The sequence below is a fragment of the Actinoplanes sp. NPDC049265 genome, assembly GCF_043197135.1.
Lineage (GTDB): Bacteria > Actinomycetota > Actinomycetes > Mycobacteriales > Micromonosporaceae > Actinoplanes.
This window is the reverse complement of record NZ_JBICSP010000002.1, coordinates 1-18,106: the sequence shown is the minus strand read 5'-3', so window position 1 is coordinate 18,106 and position 18,106 is coordinate 1. Positions and strand designations below refer to the sequence as shown.

Below are 18,106 nucleotides of genomic sequence, written 5' to 3'. Positions count from 1 at the left end.
GACCGGCGTGGAGCAGCTGCTGCGTGAGCTCGCCCCGCAGGTGCTGGGTGCGCTGGCCCGGCGGTACGGGCAGTTCGACGCGGCTGAGGACGCGGTGCAGGAGGCGCTGCTCGCCGCCGCGACCCAGTGGCCGGTCGACGGGGTGCCGGACAACCCGCGGTCGTGGCTGACCGCGGTGGCCGGGCGGCGGCTGGTGGACGAGTTCCGCAGCGAGTCGGCGCGGCGCCGGCGGGAGGAGAACGACTTCCGGCTCGAACCGTCGCCGCCGTCCGGGGCCGGGGAGGCGGACGACACGCTGACCCTGTTCTTCCTCTGCTGCCATCCGCTGCTGTCGCCGCCGTCGCAGCTGGCGCTGACGTTGCGGGCGGTCGGCGGGCTCAGCACCGCCGAGATCGCCCGCGCGTTCCTGGTGCCGGAGGCGACGATGGCCCAGCGGATCAGCCGGGCCAAGGCCACCATCCGGAAGGTGGGACTGCCGCGGTCCGAGGAGCGCGCCGAGCGGCTGCGGGTGGTGCGGCAGACCCTCTACCTGGTGTTCAACGAGGGCTACACGACCAGCGGCGGGCCTGATCTGCGGCGCGACGACCTGACCGTGGAGGCGATCCGGATCACCCGGCTGCTGCGGTCGGCGACGCCGGACGACGTGGAGACGGGCGGGCTGCTGGCGTTGATGCTGCTGACCGACGCGCGGCGGGACGCCCGGACCGACGCCCAGGGTGCCCTGGTGCCGTTGCACGAGCAGGACCGGTCGCGGTGGGACCACGAGCTGATCGCCGAGGGGGTGGCCCTGGTGTCGGCCGGCCTGGGCCGGGGGCCGGTGGGGCCGTACCAGCTGCAGGCCGCGATCGCCGCGCTGCACGACGAGGCGGCGACGGCTGGCGCGACCGACTGGCCGCAGATCCTGGCCCTGTACGAGGTGATCGAGCGGCTCACCCCGGGACCGATAGTCACCCTGAACAAGGCGGTCGCGACCGGCTGGGCCCGCGGGCCGCTGGCGGGGCTGGCGGTGCTGGGTGATCTCGACGGCGACGACCGCATGAACGGCAACCACCGGGTCGACGCCGTCCGCGCGCATCTGCTGGAGATGGCCGGCGACCGGGCCGGCGCGCACGACTTCTACCGGCGGGCCGCGGCCGGCACGAACAGCGTCCCCGAGCAGCGCTACCTGACCCTGCGCGCATCTCTTACAACGCCCGAACATGGAAACCAGGCAGGATGAGTACGTGGACTCCAAGGGGCTGGTGCTGGTCGTCGAGGACGAGCGACCCATCGCCGACCTGGTCCGGCTCTACCTGACCCGGGACGGCTTCGGGGTGCACGTCGAGCACGACGGCGCGGCGGGGCTGGCCGCCGCCCGCCGGGTCCGCCCGGTCGCCTGCATCCTCGACATCGCCCTGCCCGGCCTGGAAGGCACCGAGATCTGCCGCCGGATGCGCGCCGACGGCGACTGGACGCCGGTCATCTTCCTCACCGCCCGCGACGACGAGGTCGACCGGATCCTCGGGCTGGAGCTGGGCGCCGACGACTACGTGACCAAGCCGTTCAGCCCGCGCGAGCTGGTCGCCCGGGTCAAGGCGCTGCTGCGACGGGCGGCCGGGCCGGATTCCGGTGAGCGGGTACGCGTGCTCGGCCCGCTCACCCTCGACCCCGGCCGGCGGCTGGTCACCGTCGACGGCACGCCCCTGTCTCTCACGCCGACCGAGTTCGACCTGCTCGGCCACCTGCTCGGCCGGCCGGGGCGGGTGTTCACCCGGGAGGAGCTGCTGGCCTCGGTGTGGGGCTACGCGTCGCACGCCGGCACCCGGACCGTGGACGTGCACGTCGCCCAGGTGCGGGCCAAGCTGGGCGACGCGGCGGGCCTGATCCGCACCGTACGCGGGGTCGGCTACACCGCCGATGCTTAACCTCTTCCGTACCCTCACCGCGCGGGTCGTGCTGGTCACCGCCGCGACCGCGGTCATCGCCGTGATCATCACCGCCCTGGTCGCCGTGCCGTTCGCTGTCCGCGCGGTCAACAACCAGGCCCGCGCCGAGCTGAGCGAGCGGGCCGGCCTGGCCGTCGAGCTGCTGCCGGCCCGGGCCCCGGCCCGCGAGCGCATCGTCCGCGACCTGCGCCGTGACGGGATCTCGGTGTATCTGATCCGGCGCGGCGTGGTCGACACGCCAGGCCTGCCGCAGCGCATCGTCCAGCAGGTCTCCGAGGGCCGCGAGGTCGACACCCGCGGCCTGGTCGGCGGCCGGGCCGTGTTCGTGGTCGGGCGCCCGATCACGGGCATGAGCAGCGGCGTCATCCTGACCAAACCGGTCGCCTCGGGCATCGCCGGCGGTCTGCTCGGCGCGGTCTGGTTCCCGCTCGCCGCCGGGCTGCTCGGTGGCCTGCTCGTGGGCGCGCTGCTGGCCCGGTTCACCGTCCGCCCGATCCGGCGGGCCGCCGTCGCCGCCGGTCACCTCTTGGCCGGCGACCGTTCGATCCGGCTGGTCACCGAGGGGCCGGCCGAGGTCGCCGAGCTGGCGGCAGCGTTCAACCGGCTGGCCAGCGCGCTCCAGGTCAGCGAGGGCCGCGAGCGCGACTTCCTGCTCAGCGTCTCGCACGAGCTCAGGACCCCCCTTTCGACCATCCGGGGGTACGCCGAAGCCCTGGCCGACGGCGTCGTGGGGGAGGACGGCGCGTCCAAGGCCGGCACGACGATGCTGGCCGAGGCGGAACGACTCGACCGGCTGATCTCCGACCTGCTCGTGTTGTCCCGGCTGGAGGCGGCCGACCTGCCGCTGGACATCGTCGAGGTGGACCTGACCGATCTGATCCGCACGGCCGGCGAGGCCTGGGCGCCCCGCTGCGCCCCGGACGGTCCCGACCTGCGCACCGAACTGCCCGCGCACCCGGTGCTGGTCAACACCGACCCGGGGCGCATCCGGCAGGTGGTCGACGGGCTGTGCGAGAACGCGCTGCGGGCGGTGCCGCAGGGCGCGCCGCTGATCCTGGCCGTGCGGACCGGACCGGCGGGCGGGGTTGTGGAGGTACGCGACGGCGGCCCCGGCTTCACCGACGAGGACCTCGCGGTGGCGTTCCGGCGTGGCGCGTTGCACCAGCGTTACCGGGGGATCCGCAAGGTCGGCAGCGGCCTGGGGCTGGCGCTGGCCGAGCGCCTGGTGGGCCGGCTGGGCGGCACGATCACCGCGGGGCACGCGCCCGAGGGCGGAGCGATGTTCACCGTGACCCTCCCACCGGCGGTCATCTCTTACGTAACCCGAACACAGCCCTGACGAGCTCTTCTCGCGGCGGCCGCACGCTTTCGACATGACTCGCACCCGCTTTGCTCTGAGCACAAATACGCATCGCCCTCGCCTGATGCTGGCCGTGACCTCCCTGGGAATCGCCGCGGTGCTCGGCCTTTCCGCCTGTGGTGCCGGGTTGGCCTCGGGCCCCTCGGCCGCCCCGGCGCCCGCCGCCGTCGACTCCTCGCTGGGGGACGAGGCGGCGGCGTTGCAGGCCGTCGGCTACGAGACCGAGGTGGCGCCCGGCCCGTCCGGTCAGGCGTCGGCCGCGCCCGACCGCAAGGACAAGCGCCGGCTCGCCGCCCGCAAGTTCCTGCGCCGGAACACCCTGCACGGCGAGATGACCGTGCAGGGCAAGGACGGCGTCCGGACGGTCGTCGTGCAGCGCGGCACGGTCACCGCGACCGACGGCAAGACGCTGACCGTGAAATCCTCGGACGGATTCACGCTCACCTGGAACGTGACGGCCGATCTTCGCGTCGTACAGGATCGGAAGAAGGTCGACGCGAGCGCGATCAAGAACGGCGCCGCGATCGGCGTGGCCGGGGCCAAGGACTCCGCGGCCACGACGGCGCGCCTCGTCGTGATCGGCTGACGCGGACGGCCGGCGGCCGAGCCTCCCACCCTCCCCGGGAGGCTCGGCCGCCGGGAACCCTTCCCGGGAGGCTCGGCTCCCGGGAACCCTTCCCGGGAGGCTTCGGCGGCCGGGAACCCTTCCCGGGAGGCTCGGCCGTTGCCGCGGACCGGGCCTCCCGGACGACCCGGGGCCTCCCCCCGAGGCCGGGCCGTTGTCGAAGGGCTCTATTGCAGGAAAGCTCCCAGCGGCGAGAGCAGCAGCTTGCCCAGCGACGCCGCGGTCTCGTCGAGCCGCTCACGCTCCTTGGCCGTCGCCGCCAGGTCGTGCCGGCAGGCCCACAGCTTCTGCGCGTTGCGCCAGGCGACGTTGCGGGTGTACTCGACCATCTCGCCCTGCCACCAGTCGTCCAGGTCACCGTTCATGGTGTCCAGCAGCAGCTGCCACTTTTCCAGGTAGCCGCGGCGCAAGTCGGGGATGGCCTCGGCGAAGATCTCGTTGATCTGCAGGTAGTCGCGGTGCTGAGCGCTCTCGTCGACCGGGTCGGAACCGATGTGGTCGAACGTGGTGACCAGCGCGAAGGCCAGGTCGAAGTTGATGTGCGCGTTGACACCGGCGGCGGCCGACGGCAGCGGGCGGCTGTCCGGTCCGGCCATCCGCGCGAACAGGACGTGCCACACTCTCGGGCAGCCCGGGTTGCCGTCGCTGAAACTGCGCAGCGCGTCGAAGTAGCGCGCGGCGAACTCGACGTCGAGCCGCGACAGGAACTGCGGGTCCTCGAAGCTGCCCTCGTAGAGCCGTTCCAGCACGCTTGTCGTGATGCGCAGGTAGAGCTGGTTGAAGTCGGCCAGCGGATTGCTCGCCAACAGCGGTGGAACCCGTTCGAGGACATCCTGCAGCTTGGTGAGCTGGTCCACCACCGCCGGCACGTCCTCGGGATGACGTGTCAGCAGGGCGCACATGTCCTGATGTACGGGTCCCCAGACCGACTCGGTCATCGGATCCTCCATGAAGTGCGAGAGCCCCCAAGCACCGCCCGGCGCCGAACCGGCGACCGGGCGGTGCTCCCCCGTGGCCAGAAGCCTTTCATCGGGGAGGTACGTACGGATCTGTAGAACTACCTATATCTGCGTGCTCGTGTATCAGGCCGGGCGACTTTCCAGGAACACCCGGCTGGCCTGGACCCGGGTGCGGACCTGCAGTTTGTCGAAGATGTGGCCGACGTGGACGCCGACCGTGCGTTCGCTGATGAACAGCCGCTGACCGATCTCGCGGTTGGTCAGGCCCTCGGCCACCGCACCCAGCACCTCACGCTCGCGGCCGGTCAGCACGGCCAGCGCGTCGTCCGGCGGTGCGGCGGCGGGCGCCGGCTCGGTGGCCTCGTCGGCCAGCGCGATCCGGCCCCGGGCGGCGACGGCGGCGATCTCCGCCGCGAGGGGTTTCGCGCCCATCGACTGGGCCGTGGTCCACGCCGCCCGCAACGCCGCCGTGGCGGCCGGCCGCCGCCGGTGGTGCAGCAGCGTCTCGGCCTGGCGCAGGCGTGAATAGGACGCCGGGTACGGATGGTTGCGCTTGTCCCAGGCCGCCGCCGATCGCCCCCACACCGCCGGGTCGTGCTGGTCGTGGATGCGGCTGAGCTCGGCCGCGCACAGGTCGAGATAGCCGTCGATCACCGCGCGGACCGGTGGCGCGGCCTTGTCCACGCCCTTGGCCATGCGCTCGACGACCACTGTCAGCCGGCGGATCGCCGACCGGTCGACCGGCACCTCGCCGCCGCTGTGGGCCTCGGCCTCGGCCCGCAGGCCGTGCCAGGCCAGCACCCCGAGCAGCACCAGGTCGTCGGAGCGGGTCTCGGTCAGGCCACGCTGCACGGCCACCCGGGCCTCGTCGTGCCGGCCCTGCCACATGGCCAGCCCGGCGCGCAGGGTGAGCATCGGCAGCACGTGCCGGGCGCCGCCGCCGGCCAGCAGGGTGGCGACCGCGTTGAGGTCGCGGTCGGCCGCCTCGATGTCACCGAAGCCGACCCAGAGCCGGCAGCGGGCCAGCAGGATCTCGACCGCGTCGGCCCCGGACGGGCGCTGCCGCATGGCCGTCTCGAGGATCCGGTCGGCCTCGGCCCACTGCCCGACCCGGAACAGGCCGTTGGCCGCGATGGCGAGCAGCCGCAGCTGGTACGAGCGACCGACACCCTCCTCGGCCAGCCGCCGGGCGCCGCGCCGGGCGACCAGTACGCCCTCCTCGAGCGAGTTGAGCGGGCCGGTGAGCAGCTCGGCCAGGTGCAGGTAGGCGACGCCGAGGTCGTCGGGGCGGCCGGACTCCTCGGCGATGGCCACCGCCTCGCGGATCACGGTCAGGCCGGCGTCCGGGTCGGCCCGGAACGCCTGGCTGAAGCCGAGCGCGGCGGACGCGCGGACCCGGTCGGCGGTGGAGTCCTCGACCGAGGCGGCCAGCTCGAGCGCCTCGCGGGCCCGTTCCCCGGCGTCGGCGTAGCGGCCCAGGTGCAGCAGCAGCTCGGCCAGGTGGGCGGCGGCGGTGACCTTTTCCGCGGGCGTGCAGCCGGCGGCGGCCAGGGCCGCGCGGTATTCGGTCTCGGCCGGCGCGGACCGGCCGGCGGCGGCCAGGTAGCGGGCCCGGCGCAGGTGGATCTGGCAGGCGCCGGGGCCGTCCGGGCGGGCGGCCAGCTCCTCCAGCCGGGCCAGGGCGCGCTGGTGCTCGCCGTTGTGGTGGGCCGACTCGGCCGCGTGCCCGAGCAGTGCGGTGCGGTCGGGCAGGCCGTCGCCGGCCGCGCCGCTGTTGCCGCTGGGGGAGCTGTTGCCGTTGGGGCCGCTGGTGGCGGTCGGGGCGTCGCTGGTCAGGTCGAGGGCCAGCGTCCAGTGCCGGTGTGCCTCGGCGAAGCCGTACAGCGACTCGGCGGCCCGGGCCGCGGCCACCACCGAGGGCAGCGCCCGCGCCGGCTCGCCCGCCCGCTGCCAGTGGTGGGCCAGGCGGGCGTGGTCGTCACCGGGCTCGAGCGTCTCGGCGTACCGGCGGTGCAGGGCGGCCTGCTCGACCGGCAGCACCTCGCGTTCGAGGACCTCGGCGACCAGCCGGTGGCGCAGCCGGTAGCCGTCGTCGGCGCTGGTCACGAAGCGGTGGGCGACGGCCGCCCGGACCGCGTCGATCAGCTCGTCGGCGCCCATCGGGAGCACGCCGGCCAGCAGGTCGTGCGGCACCGGCTCGACCCCGGCGGCCACCGCGCGGACCACGTCATGGGCGGCCCGGGGCAGCTCGTCGACCCGGGCCAGGAAGATCTCGCGGAGCGTGTCGGACAGCTCGACCCGGCCGTCGCGCAGGTCGCGGGCCAGCTCCTCGGCCACGAACGGGTTACCGCCGCTGCGCTTGAACACCCGGTCGGCGTCCTCGGCCGGCACCGCGGCGCCGGCGATGGCGGTGACCAGTTCCTGCGTACCCGTGCGGTCCAAGGGGGTGAGCTCGACCACCCGCACCGAGCGCAACCGGCGCAGCTCGGCCAGCACCCGGCGCAGCGGATGGGTGCCCTGCAGCGACTCGGCGCGCACCGCGGCCAGCACCGACAGCCGCACCTCGCCCAGCCCCGCCAGCAGGTAGAGCAGCAGCTGGCGGGTGCTGCGGTCGGCCCACTGCAGGTCGTCGAGGACGAGCAGCAGGCGGCGGTCGGCGGCCACCTCGCGCAGCGCCCGGGAGACCCGGTCGAGCAGGGCGCCCGCGTCCGGGCCGTCGGTGGTGAAGCCCGGGTCGGCCCGGCGCAGCGCGGCCAGCACCGGGTGCAGCGGGGAGGCGTCGCCGATGTCGAGGCAGGCGCCGGTCAGCACGGCCGTACGCGTCGGGGTGGCCATGGCCGCCACCGCGCGCAGCAGCCGGCTCTTGCCCACGCCGCTCTCGCCGGTGACGAAGACCGCCGACGTGCCGCCCGGACCGGGGTCGGCCAGGTCACGGGCGATCTTGTCCAGCGTCGCGGCCCGCCCGACAAGGGGCGTGTCGTCCGGTTCGCTGGTCATGCACGGGAGCCTAAACCGGATCCCGGTACCACCCGCTCGTCGGTTCAGGCTGATCTGCGTCACAAAACTGACCGGCCGTTCATGTATCACGGGCTTCTACGTAGTTCTGCCGATCCCTGACCTGCGCGCCGACTGCCAACCTGTGGTCTCACCAGCGCCGATTGGGGAGCGTGGGAGATGACCATCATGGTGGGCGTACGCCGGCAGACCGTGTCCGTGTTGTTCGTCGACATCGTCGGATTCACGACGCTGGTCGACGGCATGGACTGCGCCGAGGTGCACTCGCTGCAGATGGACTATTTCACCCACGTGTCGGCCGTGGTCCGCGAACACGGCGGAATAGTCGAGAAGTACATCGGCGACGCCGTGATGGCGGTGTTCGGCCTGTCGTCGCGGCGTCCGGAGGGGGGCGCCGCGGCGGCGGTCGGGTGTGGGCTGGGGATCCAGGAGACCCTGATGGGGGTACGCCTGGCCGGCCGGCACGCGATCAGCACCCGGGTGGGTGTCGCCACCGGCGAGGTCATGGTCGACGAGGGGGCGGCCCGGGACGGCGGGTTCGGCATGGTCAGCGGCAGTGTGGTGGCCACGGCGGCGCGGCTGCAGGCGTACGCCCCGCACGACACCGTGGTGGTCGACGGCCCGACCCGATCCCTGTCCGACCTGAGTGTCGCTTACCAGGAGTTGCCGCCGGCCGTGCTGGCCGGCCGCGCCGACGCCATCGATCTCTTCCGGGCACTCTCTCAGGACGTTCGAACTTGTGTTCTAGCTCACCAGCAGTAACTTTCATCCCGTTTGTTCCGCGGCGTGCGGTTCGTTGTACGGCTCGTCGGCGCGAACTCGTCAGCCCGCCCCGGTAGGCTCGCCGCGACCTGATAGCCACCAGCCGAGCGGGGAGTAACGCACCGTGACCGCGCAACCCGAGATCTTGTACGGCGCCGACGACCTCACGCATCTCGAGGGCCTCGACGCCGTCCGCAAGCGCCCGGGCATGTACATCGGCTCGACCGACAGCCGCGGCGTCAACCACCTGGCCAACGAGATCATCGACAACTGCACCGACGAGGGCGCCGGCGGCCACGCCACCAACGTCGCGGTCTGGCTGCACGCCGACGGCTCGGTCCAGGTCGACGACGACGGGCGCGGCATCCCGACCGCGATCAACACCAAGAGCGGGCTCAACGGCGTCGAGCTGGTGCTCACCCGGCTGCACGCCGGCGGCAAGTTCGGCGGCTCCGGCTACAAGACCTCCGGCGGCCTGCACGGCGTCGGCGCCTCCGCGGTCAACGCGCTCTCGCTGCGGTTCGACGTCACGGTCAAGCGCGACGGCAAGGTGCAGACGCTCTCCTTCCAGCGCGGCGTGCCCGGCGTCTTCGACGGCGACGGGCCCAAGGCCCGGTTCACGCCCGAGTCCGGGCTGCGCCTGGTGCGCAAGATGAAGCGCGGCGAGGCCGGTGGCACCTCGATCCGTTACTGGTACGACGCCCGATACTTCGAGACCGGCGCGCGGCTCGACGTCGACGTGGTCCGGGCCAAGCTGCGCAACACGGCGTTCCTGGTGCCGGGCGTGGCATACACCCTGCGCGACGACACCGTCGAGGAACCGGTCACCGAGACCTTCCACTACCCCAACGGGCTCACCGACATGGTCGAGTTCCTCAGCCCCGCCGCCGACAAACCGGTGTCGCAGATCCTGATGGTCACCGGCGAGGGAACGTACAAGGAGAACGCCGCCGACGAGCACGGCGTGATGCAGTCCAACGTGATCCGCAAGGCCGAGGTGGAGATCGCGTTCCGCTGGGGCACCGGGTACGACCGCACCGTCGAGTGCTTCACCAACACCATCCGCAACATGCACGGCGGCACCCACCGCAAGGGCTTCGAGCGGGCCGTCGTACGCGCCCTCTCCGAAGCCGTCCGCAACACCCGCGGCCTGCTCAAACCCAAAGAAGAGGCGCCCGTCCTCGACGACTACCTCGAGGGCATGACCGCGGTCATCCACGTCCGGCTGCCCGAACCGCAGTTCACCTCGCAGACCAAGGACGAGCTGTCCACCGCCGGCATCACCCGGGTGCTCCAGGGGCTGGTCGAGCAACACCTGAAGGAATACGTCGACGGCCGGCGGACCAAGTCCGAGGCGCGCACCGTCCTGCAAAAGGTCGTCGACGCGGCCCGGGTCCGGCTGACCCAGAAACAGCAGAAGGACGCGGCCCGCCGCAAGACCGCCCTCGAAGGCGCGTCGATGCCGCCCAAGCTGGTCGACTGCCGAAGCACCGGCATCGCCCGCAGCGAGCTCTACATCGTCGAGGGCGACAGCGCGCTCGGCACCGCCCGGATGGCCCGCAGCTCCGAATACCAAGCGCTGCTGCCGATCCGCGGCAAGATCCTCAACGTCCAGAAGGCCAGCCTCCAGCAGGTCCTCGACAATCAAGAGTGCTCGGCCATCGTCCAGGTCCTCGGGGCCGGCTCCGGCCGCACGTTCGACCTGCCCGCGATGCGCTACGGCCGCGTCATGATCATGGCCGACGCCGACGTCGACGGCTCCCACATCCGCACCCTGCTGATCACGCTCTTCGCCAAGTACATGCGACCGGTCGTCGAGCAGGGCCGGCTCTTCGCCGCCATGCCGCCGCTGCACAAGGTGGTCACCAAGGGCCGCAACAGCGAGACGCTCTACACGTACACCCAGCAGGAAATGGAAACCACTGTCGTCCGGCTGGAGAAATCCGGCAAGCAGGTCCAAAAGCCGGTGCCACGGTTCAAGGGCCTCGGCGAGATGGACGCCGACGAACTCTGGGACACCACGATGAACCCGGCCACCCGGACCGTCCGGCGGATCACCCTGAACGACGCCGAGCAGGCCGAAGCCACGCTCGAACTGCTGATGGGCGAGCGGGTGGAACCACGCAAGAACTGGTTGATCGAGGCCGCCGGCCGGATCGACCAGGAGACGATCGACGCCTGAGGGGTAGAGGTTCATGGCACGCCGCAAGAACGAAACACAGCGGGTGGACCTGTCGGCGTTCGACCAGGCCGGCGCCAACGTCATCGACAACTCGCTGACCACCGAGGTCGAAGACTCCTACCTGGAGTACGCCTACTCGGTCATCCACTCACGCGCCCTGCCCGACGCGCGCGACGGCCTCAAACCGGTCCACCGCCGCATCCTCTGGTCGATGACCGAGCAGGGCCACCGCCCCGACCGCCCCTACGTCAAGTCCGCCCGCGTCGTCGGCGACGTGATGGGCCGCTACCACCCCCACGGCAACCTGGCCATCTACGACGCCCTGGTCCGCCTGGCCCAAGACTTCTCCCTCAATGCCCCGCTCATCGACGGGCATGGAAACTTCGGGTCTCCCGACGACGGCCCGGCCGCCGAACGGTACTGCGTCACCGGGGACACGCGACTCCGGCTGGCCGACGGAACCAGTCCGCGGATCGACGACCTCGCAGATCTCCCGCCCGACTCCGAGCGGGACGCCGACTTCGAGGTGCTCGACAAGGACGGCAAGGCGGTCCGGGTCGACAAGGTCTTCAACTCGGGCTTGCACCCAACCCGGCGGGTCACCAGCAAGTCCGGCTTCTCGGTACGCGGCTCGCTCAACCACCTCGTCCTCTGCCTCGAGGCGCCGATGGGTGTGCCGCTGTTCCAGTGGCGCCGGCTCGATGAGATCAAGCCGGGAACCATCGTCTGCATCGCCCGCAACGCCTGGACGCAGGTCGTCCCGACCGCTCGGGAGCACATGCTGGGCGTGCTCGGTGGTGCCTGGGCCTCCGAGGGCTGGGCCGGGGAGTCGCGGGCCGGGTTCACCAACACCGACAAGCACTTCTTCGACGAGGTCCTGCACGCGTACGACCAGATCGTCGGTGGGCAACGCCATCTGTCGCAGCGTCACAACCGGGCGGACAACAAGCTCATCCACGAGATGGCCATCAAGGAATCCTCGGACGGCCTGGCCGCCTTCCGGGAAAGCCCGATGTTCGAGTTCGTCGGATGCGAAGCCGCGCAGAAGTACGTTCCGGAATTCATCTGGGCCGGCGGTCCCGGGGTGAAGCGCGCATTCCTGATGGCGGCATTCGAGGGCGACGGCGGACTGAGAGTCGCTGACGACGGGTTTACCGTCCAGTACACAAGCTGCAGCGACCGTCTGGCGCGAGAGGTCCAGGAGCTGCTGGCGGAGTTCGGTGTGATCGCGGTGCACCGTCAGTACACCCGGAAGTCGGGTTCGGTCGAACATCGGCTGGTCATTTCCGGGATGCGTAACGTCCGAGCCTTCTCCGATCGCGTCGGCTTTCTCACGACGAAGCAGACGAAGCTCGACCGGCTGATCAAGGACTCTCCGCGTCGTCCTCATCGGCTGAGCAGCGACAGCGTGCCGTTCGTCGCCGACTACGTTCGTGACACGCTGGATTTTGACCGGCGTGGCAGTGGCCGTAAGCGGCTGACGCGGCACAACTTCGACCGGGTCGAGCGGTGGGAGACCGAGCGGCTGCGGATCATCGACCGGATCGAGGATCCGGAGATTCTGGCGACGATCCTGCCGATCATGGATTCGGGCTACCGATTCGAAGCCGTCACCTCGGTGGAGGACTGTGAGCCGGCGGAGGTCTACTCCGTACGGGTGATGTCCGAGGACCATTCGTTCCTGGCCGGCTCGTTCGTCAACCACAACACCGAGTCGCGGATGTCGCGTGAGGCGATGCTGCTGGTCGGGGAGCTGGGCGAGGGCACCGTTGACTTCAAGCCCAACTACGACGGCTCGGAAGTCGAGCCCAAGGTGCTGCCCGCGGCGTTTCCGAACCTGCTGGTGAACGGGACGTCGGGCATCGCGGTGGGCATGGCGACCAACATGATTCCGCACAATCTGGGTGAGGTTGTCGCCGCGGCCCGGCATCTGATCACCAAGCCCGAGGCGACGCTCGACCAGATCATGCGCATCGTGCCGGGGCCCGACCTGCCGACCGGCGGGCAGTTGCTCGGGCTGGACGAGGTGCGGCGGGCGTACGAGACCGGGCGCGGCGTGGTGCGGATGCGGGCGCGGGCGGTCACCGGGCCGCTCGAAGGTGGCCGGGGGCGGCAGGCGATCACTGTCACCGAGCTGCCGTACGGCGTCGGCACCGAGAAGATCATCGAGGCCATCACCGACGAGGTGAAGGGCAAACTGATCGTCTCCGGGCCCAAGAAGGGGCAGCGGCAGGCCGCCCGGCTGCAGGGCATCGCCGACGTCAAGGACCTGACCGACCGCGAGCACGGCACCCGGCTGGTCATCGAGTGCAAGGTCGGTGTCAACCCGCAGGCGCTGCTGGCCGACCTCTACCGGCTCACCCCGCTCGAGTCGTCGTTCGGCATCAACAACCTGGTGCTGGTGGACGGGCAACCGCGGACGCTCGGGCTCAAGGAACTGCTCGAGGTGTTCCTCAAGCACCGGTACGAAGTGGTCACCCGGCGCACCGAACACCGGCGGACCAAGCGGCAGGACCGGCTGCACCTGGTCGACGGGCTGCTGATCGCCCTGATCGACATCGACCGGGTGGTCGCGATCATCCGGGCCAGCGACGACGCCGCCGCGGCCAAGGCGTCGCTGATGAGCGAGTTCGGGCTGACCGACATCCAGGCCACCTACATCCTCGACACGCCGCTGCGGCGGCTCACCCGGTTCGACCGGATCGAGCTGGAGACCGAGCAGGAACGACTGCGCAACGAGATCGCCGAGCTGAGCCGGATCCTCGACGACGAGGCCGTGCTCAAGGGCGTCGTGTCGGACGAGCTGGCCGAGGTGGCGTCCGAGTTCGGTGCACCCCGGCGCACCACCCTGATCGACGGTGACCTCAAGGAGGTGCTGGCCGCCTCGGTGCCGGCCGGGCCACTGGAGGTAGCCGACGACCCGTGCCAGGTCATCCTGTCGGCCACCGGGCTGATCGCGCGGACCGCGGCCGAGAGCGAGGAGTCCAACGAAGGGCGCCGGCGGTCCGGGCGGGTCAAGCACGACGCGGTACGCGCGGTGGTGCACTCGACCGCCCGCGGCCGGGTGCTGCTGGTGACCAACCGGGGCCGGGCGTTCAAGGTGGACGTCCTGCCGCTGCCGGTGCTGCCCGAGCAGTCCGGCACCGTGTCGGTGCGCGGCGGCATGTCGGTGTCCGAGCTGGTGCCACTGGACTCCGGTGAGCGGGTGATCGGCCTGTCGCCGCTGGCCGGCGAGGGCTCGCCCGGTCTGGCGCTGGGCACCCGGCACGGCATCGTCAAGGTGTGCGCGCCCGAGTGGCCGGTCCGGTCGGACGAGTTCGAGGTCATCACGCTCAAGGACGGCGACGAGGTGCTCCAGGCGACCTGGCTCACCGATGGGGCCGAGTCGCTGGTCTTCGTCACCTCCGACGCCTCGCTGCTGCGTTTCCCGGCCAAGCTGGTCCGTCCGCAGGGCCTCAAGGGCGGTGGCATGGCCGGTGTCAACCTGGCGGCCGACGCCGAGGTGCTCTCGTTCAACGTGGTCAACACCAAGGACACCGAGCACGGCGAGCCGATGGTCGTCACTTCCACGGGTACGCAGGTGAAGGTGTCGCCGTTCGCCTCCTACCCGGCCAAGGGCCGCGCCACCGGCGGGGTCCGCGCCCAGCGCTTCCTCAAGGGCGAGACGCGGCTGACGGTGGCCTGGGTCGGCCCGCGCCCGGTCGGCGCGTCGAACACCGGTGACCCGGTGGAACTGCCCGGCCCCGACGCCCGGCGCGACGGTTCGGGCGAGGCCGTGCTGATGGGTCCGCAGATCATCGGCCACCACATCGAACGGGACTGAGGGTTCACCGGGCATTCATGGTGATCTACATCCGGACTGCCTAGTTTGGGCGCATGACTCGACGTGCCCTTGCTGTCCTGCTCGCGGTCTGCGCGGCCGTGGTCTTCGCACCACCGGCCGCGCAGGCCCACGGCGTTCGCCCGCTGGCCCTGGGCGCACGCACACAACGACTACGAACACGAGCGGCCTCTGTATGACGCCCTGTCCCACGGATTCACCAGCGTGGAGGCGGACATCTACCTGGTCGACGGGCAGCTGCTCGTCGCGCACGACCCGGAGGACGTCGTTCCCGGGCGTACGCTGCAAAGTCTTTATCTCGATCCGTTGGCCCGCCGCGGTCGCGCCTACCCGCTCCAGTTGCTCGTGGACATCAAGAACACCGGCGCGGCGACGTACGCCGAACTCGACCGGGTACTGCGGTCGTACCGTCGCATGCTGACGTCGTACCGTGACGGCCGGGTCTTTCCGGGTGCGGTGACCGTCGTGATCAGCGGGGACCGGCCGCGCGAGCTGATGGAGGCGCAGCGGGTGCGGTACGCGTTCTACGACGGCCGCAGCAGTGACCTGAACTCGGGCGCCAAGGCGTCGTTCGTGCCGCTGATCAGCGACAACTGGACCAACCTGTTCACCTGGCAGGGCGCCGGGCCGATCCCGGCCGATCAGCGGGCGCGCCTTCGTGCCTTCGTGCGGGACGCCCACGCGGACCGGCAGCGGGTGCGGTTCTGGGCGACACCGGAAGCGGCCGGGCCCGAGCGGACGGCGGTGTGGTGCGAACTGGTGGCGGCCGACGTCGACCACATCAACACCGATGATCTGGCCGGGCTGGAAGCGTTCCTGCGCCACCTCCCGCGGTCCTGCGCCGCGGCCTGATCATCGGCCGGGCCACGCGGACGTGTTCCTGGTGCTGTCCGGTGGCCGACGGCACCGTGATCACTCCACCCTGGACGCGCTGACCGGCGCATCCGTAGTGGACCCGTAAATCGGTCTTAGGTCTGGCTTAAACGGTGCCCGGCGCCTGAACGGGCGGTTAGCGTGGGCTCGTCACTCATGCCTGGAAGGTTCCCGCGTGTCGCCCTGCCGTACGGATGCCGCACGACCCGGCCCGGGCCGGCCCCGCTCGCACCGACCCGCGGCCCGGCCGCGGCGCCGGCCGCGCCGGCCGGGACGTCCGCACGGCGGTCGCACGACGTGAGATGTGGTGGGGTGGGGAACGCGCCCATGGCACCGGCGCGGATCGTCACTCTTCCTGGGGTGGGCAGGCGGACGGCTGGGGCGCCGCCCGGAGGGTCACCCGCGGTGGTTCGGCCGCCCGGTCGGAGCGATCGGGCGGCCGGCAAGTCTGCGGCCGCGTGAACCCCGCGGCCGACAAGCCCGCCAACGGGTGAGCTCCGCGGCCGACAAGCCCAACGGGTGAGCTCCGCGGCCGACAAGCCCAACGGGTGAGCTCCGCGGCCGACAAGCCCAACGGGTGAGCTCCGCGGCCGACAAGCCCGCCAACGGGTGACCTCGCGGGCGCGGGACGGTCCGGCTCCTAGGTTCAGTCCTGTGAAAAAGTTGATCTTTGCTGCGGTCCTCGGGACCACGTTGACCGCACTGCCCGCACCCGTTCTGGCGGCCGGTATGGACGCCTGGGGGCATGAGGCGGCCCACGCGACCGGCGACAACTACAACCCGGGCGAGACGAAGCTGACCCCGGCGGCGGTGCCGAACGTGCGGAAACACTGGTCGGTCCCGCTCGCCGCGGCCAAGTGCACGAACCCGTCCGTACCCCTGATCACCGGGAATCGTCTGGTCACCGCGTCCGCCTACCGGGTCAGCGGGTACGACGCGATTACCGGCAAGCTGAAGTGGCAGACGGCCGACGCCGGGCGGCGCGACTTCACGCTCGCCGCCATCGTGGGCGACACGCTCGTGGCCCACTACCGGGAATGCCACTCGGGCAAGGCGTTCCTGACCGCGCTGAGCATCGGCACCGGCAAGGCGCTCTACACCCGGCGGATCGCCGCGCCGCTGTACGACCTGCTCGTCGACCGGGGCATCGTGGTCGGCACCATCTGGGACACGGCGATCAGCAAGTACGTGCTGCGGGCGTACCGGATCTCGGATGGCGCTCCGGTGTGGGGGCGGGACGTGACGATGACCGGCCGGCCGGTGTCGGCCCGCGGGCGGATCCTCGCGTTCGGCGACGACGAGCCGGGCGCCGCCTTCGACATCACCACCGGCAAGCGCCTGTGGTCGCTGGGCCGCGGCTGCCACAGCCCGATCGGCGCGTCGCCGGACGGCACGCGGTTCTACCTGAACTGCAACAACGACGAGGGCATCGAGGTCGTCGACGCGGCCACCGGTAAGACCACGGCGCACTTCCCAAGCTACGGCTACCTGTTCGGCTTCGCCACCGACGGGCGCCGGGTCTATGTCGGAACCCTGTCCGAGCCGGCGGCGGTCGTCGCGCTCGACGCCGTCACGGGCAAGAAGCTGTGGTCGAGGACGTACGCCGAGAGCCAGCCGGTCTCGTTCACGACCGCGGGCGGTGTCGTCTACGGATGGCGCGGCGACGGGCGTCCGGTGGCGGCCCTCGAGGCGGCCACCGGGAAGGTGCTCAAGCTCGACGCCTCGACGTCGGCGCTGGCGACCGCGCCGCAGATCGCCCAGGGTCACCTCTACGGGATCGCCGGCACCAAGGCCGCGCCCCGGAGCCTCGTCACCGCGTGGTCGGTGGGCTAGCAGAGAGTGGTTGTGCTCCTCAAAAGCGCAACCGCTCACGCACGTGGAGCGAAGCGACCCTCGGCGGGAGTGCCCTGTGTCAACCGGTGGTGGGGTGTTGGGTGAGTAGGCGTTGTAGGGCGCGGTGTTCGGTGGGTTGGTAGGCGGTGTTGGTGGTCCAGCATTTCCAGATGATGTTCAGCCAGGACCGAGCGAGGATCCGGACGGCGTGGTTGTGGTTCTTGCCTCGTGCTCGGGCTTGTTGATAGAGGTCAGCGGCCCACGGGTTGCTCAGGCGGCTGTCCCCGGCAAAGTTGCAGACCGCGTCGCGTAACTGTTTGTCCACGGCCCAGCGGAACGCGACGATGCGGTTGTTACCTGATTGCCGGGTCGACGGGGTGACCCCGGCCAGCCCCGCGAGTGATGCCGCGGTCGGGAACCGGCCACGGCAGTCGCCGATCTCTGCGAGCAGCCGGGCCGCGCGCATGGTTCCGGCTCGGGGCAGGCTGGTGAAGATCGCCGCGTCCGGATGCGATGCGAGAGCGTCGGTGATCTGCGTTTCGAGGGCCTCGACCTGGGCCATGACGGTGTTCAATGCGGCCAGATATGCCTGTGTGATCCCGGCCAGCGCTTGTCCGGCCGCGCCGGTGACCCCGGGGGCTGCTTCCCGCAGTCGTTGCAGCAGCATCGTGGCGGTTTTGACGTGGTAGTGCCGCTCGGTCAGCCACGGCTGCAACTGCTCGGCGGTCAGG

The 18,106-nt window shown here is 71.3% G+C and carries 10 protein-coding genes and 2 pseudogenes; 9 read left to right on the top strand and 3 right to left on the bottom strand.

Going from position 1 to position 18,106, the window contains the following annotated elements:
- The first annotated feature begins 7 nt into the window (after positions 1 to 7).
- The 4 genes from ACGFIO_RS05885 (at position 8) to ACGFIO_RS05870 (ending at position 3,871) form a co-directional block, all read left to right on the top strand.
- Positions 8 to 1,219 carry an RNA polymerase sigma factor gene (locus tag ACGFIO_RS05885; RefSeq protein WP_392822629.1) on the top strand — a complete coding sequence of 404 codons (1,212 nt, stop codon included), beginning with the start codon at positions 8 to 10 and terminating at the stop codon, positions 1,217 to 1,219.
- On the top strand, positions 1,200 to 1,904 hold the full coding sequence (locus ACGFIO_RS05880) for a response regulator transcription factor (RefSeq protein ID WP_392822628.1): 705 nt from the start codon (positions 1,200 to 1,202) through the stop codon (positions 1,902 to 1,904). The genes ACGFIO_RS05885 and ACGFIO_RS05880 overlap by 20 nt, the downstream gene beginning before the upstream one ends.
- A complete protein-coding gene (locus ACGFIO_RS05875) occupies positions 1,897 to 3,264 on the top strand; it encodes an ATP-binding protein (protein WP_392822627.1) in 1,368 nt (455 codons plus the stop codon). The genes ACGFIO_RS05880 and ACGFIO_RS05875 overlap by 8 nt, the downstream gene beginning before the upstream one ends.
- Positions 3,265 to 3,349: 85 nt before the next feature.
- The gene (locus tag ACGFIO_RS05870; protein WP_392824327.1) at positions 3,350 to 3,871 is read left to right on the top strand and encodes a hypothetical protein; all 522 of its coding nucleotides are present in this window, start codon (positions 3,350 to 3,352) and stop codon (positions 3,869 to 3,871) included.
- A gap of 206 nt (positions 3,872 to 4,077) precedes the next feature.
- Here ACGFIO_RS05870 and ACGFIO_RS05865 read toward each other — a convergent pair whose 3' ends face one another.
- Together ACGFIO_RS05865 and ACGFIO_RS05860 are read right to left on the bottom strand one after the other, a co-directional pair.
- Complete coding sequence (locus tag ACGFIO_RS05865) at positions 4,078 to 4,848, bottom strand: DUF5995 family protein (RefSeq protein ID WP_392822626.1); 771 nt, start codon at positions 4,846 to 4,848, stop codon at positions 4,078 to 4,080.
- A gap of 144 nt (positions 4,849 to 4,992) precedes the next feature.
- Complete coding sequence (locus ACGFIO_RS05860) at positions 4,993 to 7,866, bottom strand: AAA family ATPase (RefSeq protein ID WP_392822625.1); 2,874 nt, start codon at positions 7,864 to 7,866, stop codon at positions 4,993 to 4,995.
- A 177-nt stretch (positions 7,867 to 8,043) separates the two neighbouring features.
- Between ACGFIO_RS05860 and ACGFIO_RS05855 the strand changes: the two genes are divergently transcribed.
- From ACGFIO_RS05855 to ACGFIO_RS05835, 5 genes and pseudogenes are all read left to right on the top strand, one after another.
- Positions 8,044 to 8,646, top strand: coding sequence for an adenylate/guanylate cyclase domain-containing protein (locus tag ACGFIO_RS05855; RefSeq protein ID WP_392822622.1), 603 nt, complete (start codon positions 8,044 to 8,046; stop codon positions 8,644 to 8,646).
- A 124-nt stretch (positions 8,647 to 8,770) separates the two neighbouring features.
- Positions 8,771 to 10,828 carry a type IIA DNA topoisomerase subunit B gene (locus ACGFIO_RS05850; RefSeq protein ID WP_392822620.1) on the top strand — a complete coding sequence of 686 codons (2,058 nt, stop codon included), beginning with the start codon at positions 8,771 to 8,773 and terminating at the stop codon, positions 10,826 to 10,828.
- Positions 10,829 to 10,943: 115 nt separating this feature from the next.
- Positions 10,944 to 14,651 (top strand): annotated as a pseudogene (locus tag ACGFIO_RS05845) (DNA gyrase subunit A); the annotation flags it as partial.
- A 53-nt stretch (positions 14,652 to 14,704) separates the two neighbouring features.
- A pseudogene (locus ACGFIO_RS05840) lies at positions 14,705 to 15,521 on the top strand (phosphatidylinositol-specific phospholipase C/glycerophosphodiester phosphodiesterase family protein).
- Positions 15,522 to 16,196: 675 nt separating this feature from the next.
- Positions 16,197 to 17,375: a PQQ-binding-like beta-propeller repeat protein gene (locus ACGFIO_RS05835; RefSeq protein ID WP_392822618.1), complete on the top strand. Its 1,179-nt coding sequence runs from the start codon at positions 16,197 to 16,199 to the stop codon at positions 17,373 to 17,375.
- Positions 17,376 to 17,454: 79 nt separating this feature from the next.
- On the opposite strand, the gene ACGFIO_RS05830 is transcribed toward ACGFIO_RS05835, so the two are convergent.
- Positions 17,455 to 18,106 (bottom strand): transposase (locus tag ACGFIO_RS05830; protein ID WP_392822615.1); only part of this gene is annotated, 652 nt, incomplete at its 5' end.

What these genes read in the sequence shown, in the direction of transcription:
- ACGFIO_RS05875 (WP_392822627.1), top strand. Translation starts at nt 1,897, where the DNA reads ATGCTTAACCTCTTCCGTACCCTCACCGCGCGGGTCGTGCTGGTCACC.
- ACGFIO_RS05870 (WP_392824327.1), top strand. Translation starts at nt 3,350, where the DNA reads ATGCTGGCCGTGACCTCCCTGGGAATCGCCGCGGTGCTCGGCCTTTCC.
- ACGFIO_RS05865 (WP_392822626.1), bottom strand. Translation starts at nt 4,848, where the DNA reads ATGACCGAGTCGGTCTGGGGACCCGTACATCAGGACATGTGCGCCCTG.
- ACGFIO_RS05880 (WP_392822628.1), top strand. Translation starts at nt 1,200, where the DNA reads ATGGAAACCAGGCAGGATGAGTACGTGGACTCCAAGGGGCTGGTGCTG.
- ACGFIO_RS05855 (WP_392822622.1), top strand. Translation starts at nt 8,044, where the DNA reads ATGACCATCATGGTGGGCGTACGCCGGCAGACCGTGTCCGTGTTGTTC.
- ACGFIO_RS05860 (WP_392822625.1), bottom strand. Translation starts at nt 7,866, where the DNA reads ATGACCAGCGAACCGGACGACACGCCCCTTGTCGGGCGGGCCGCGACG.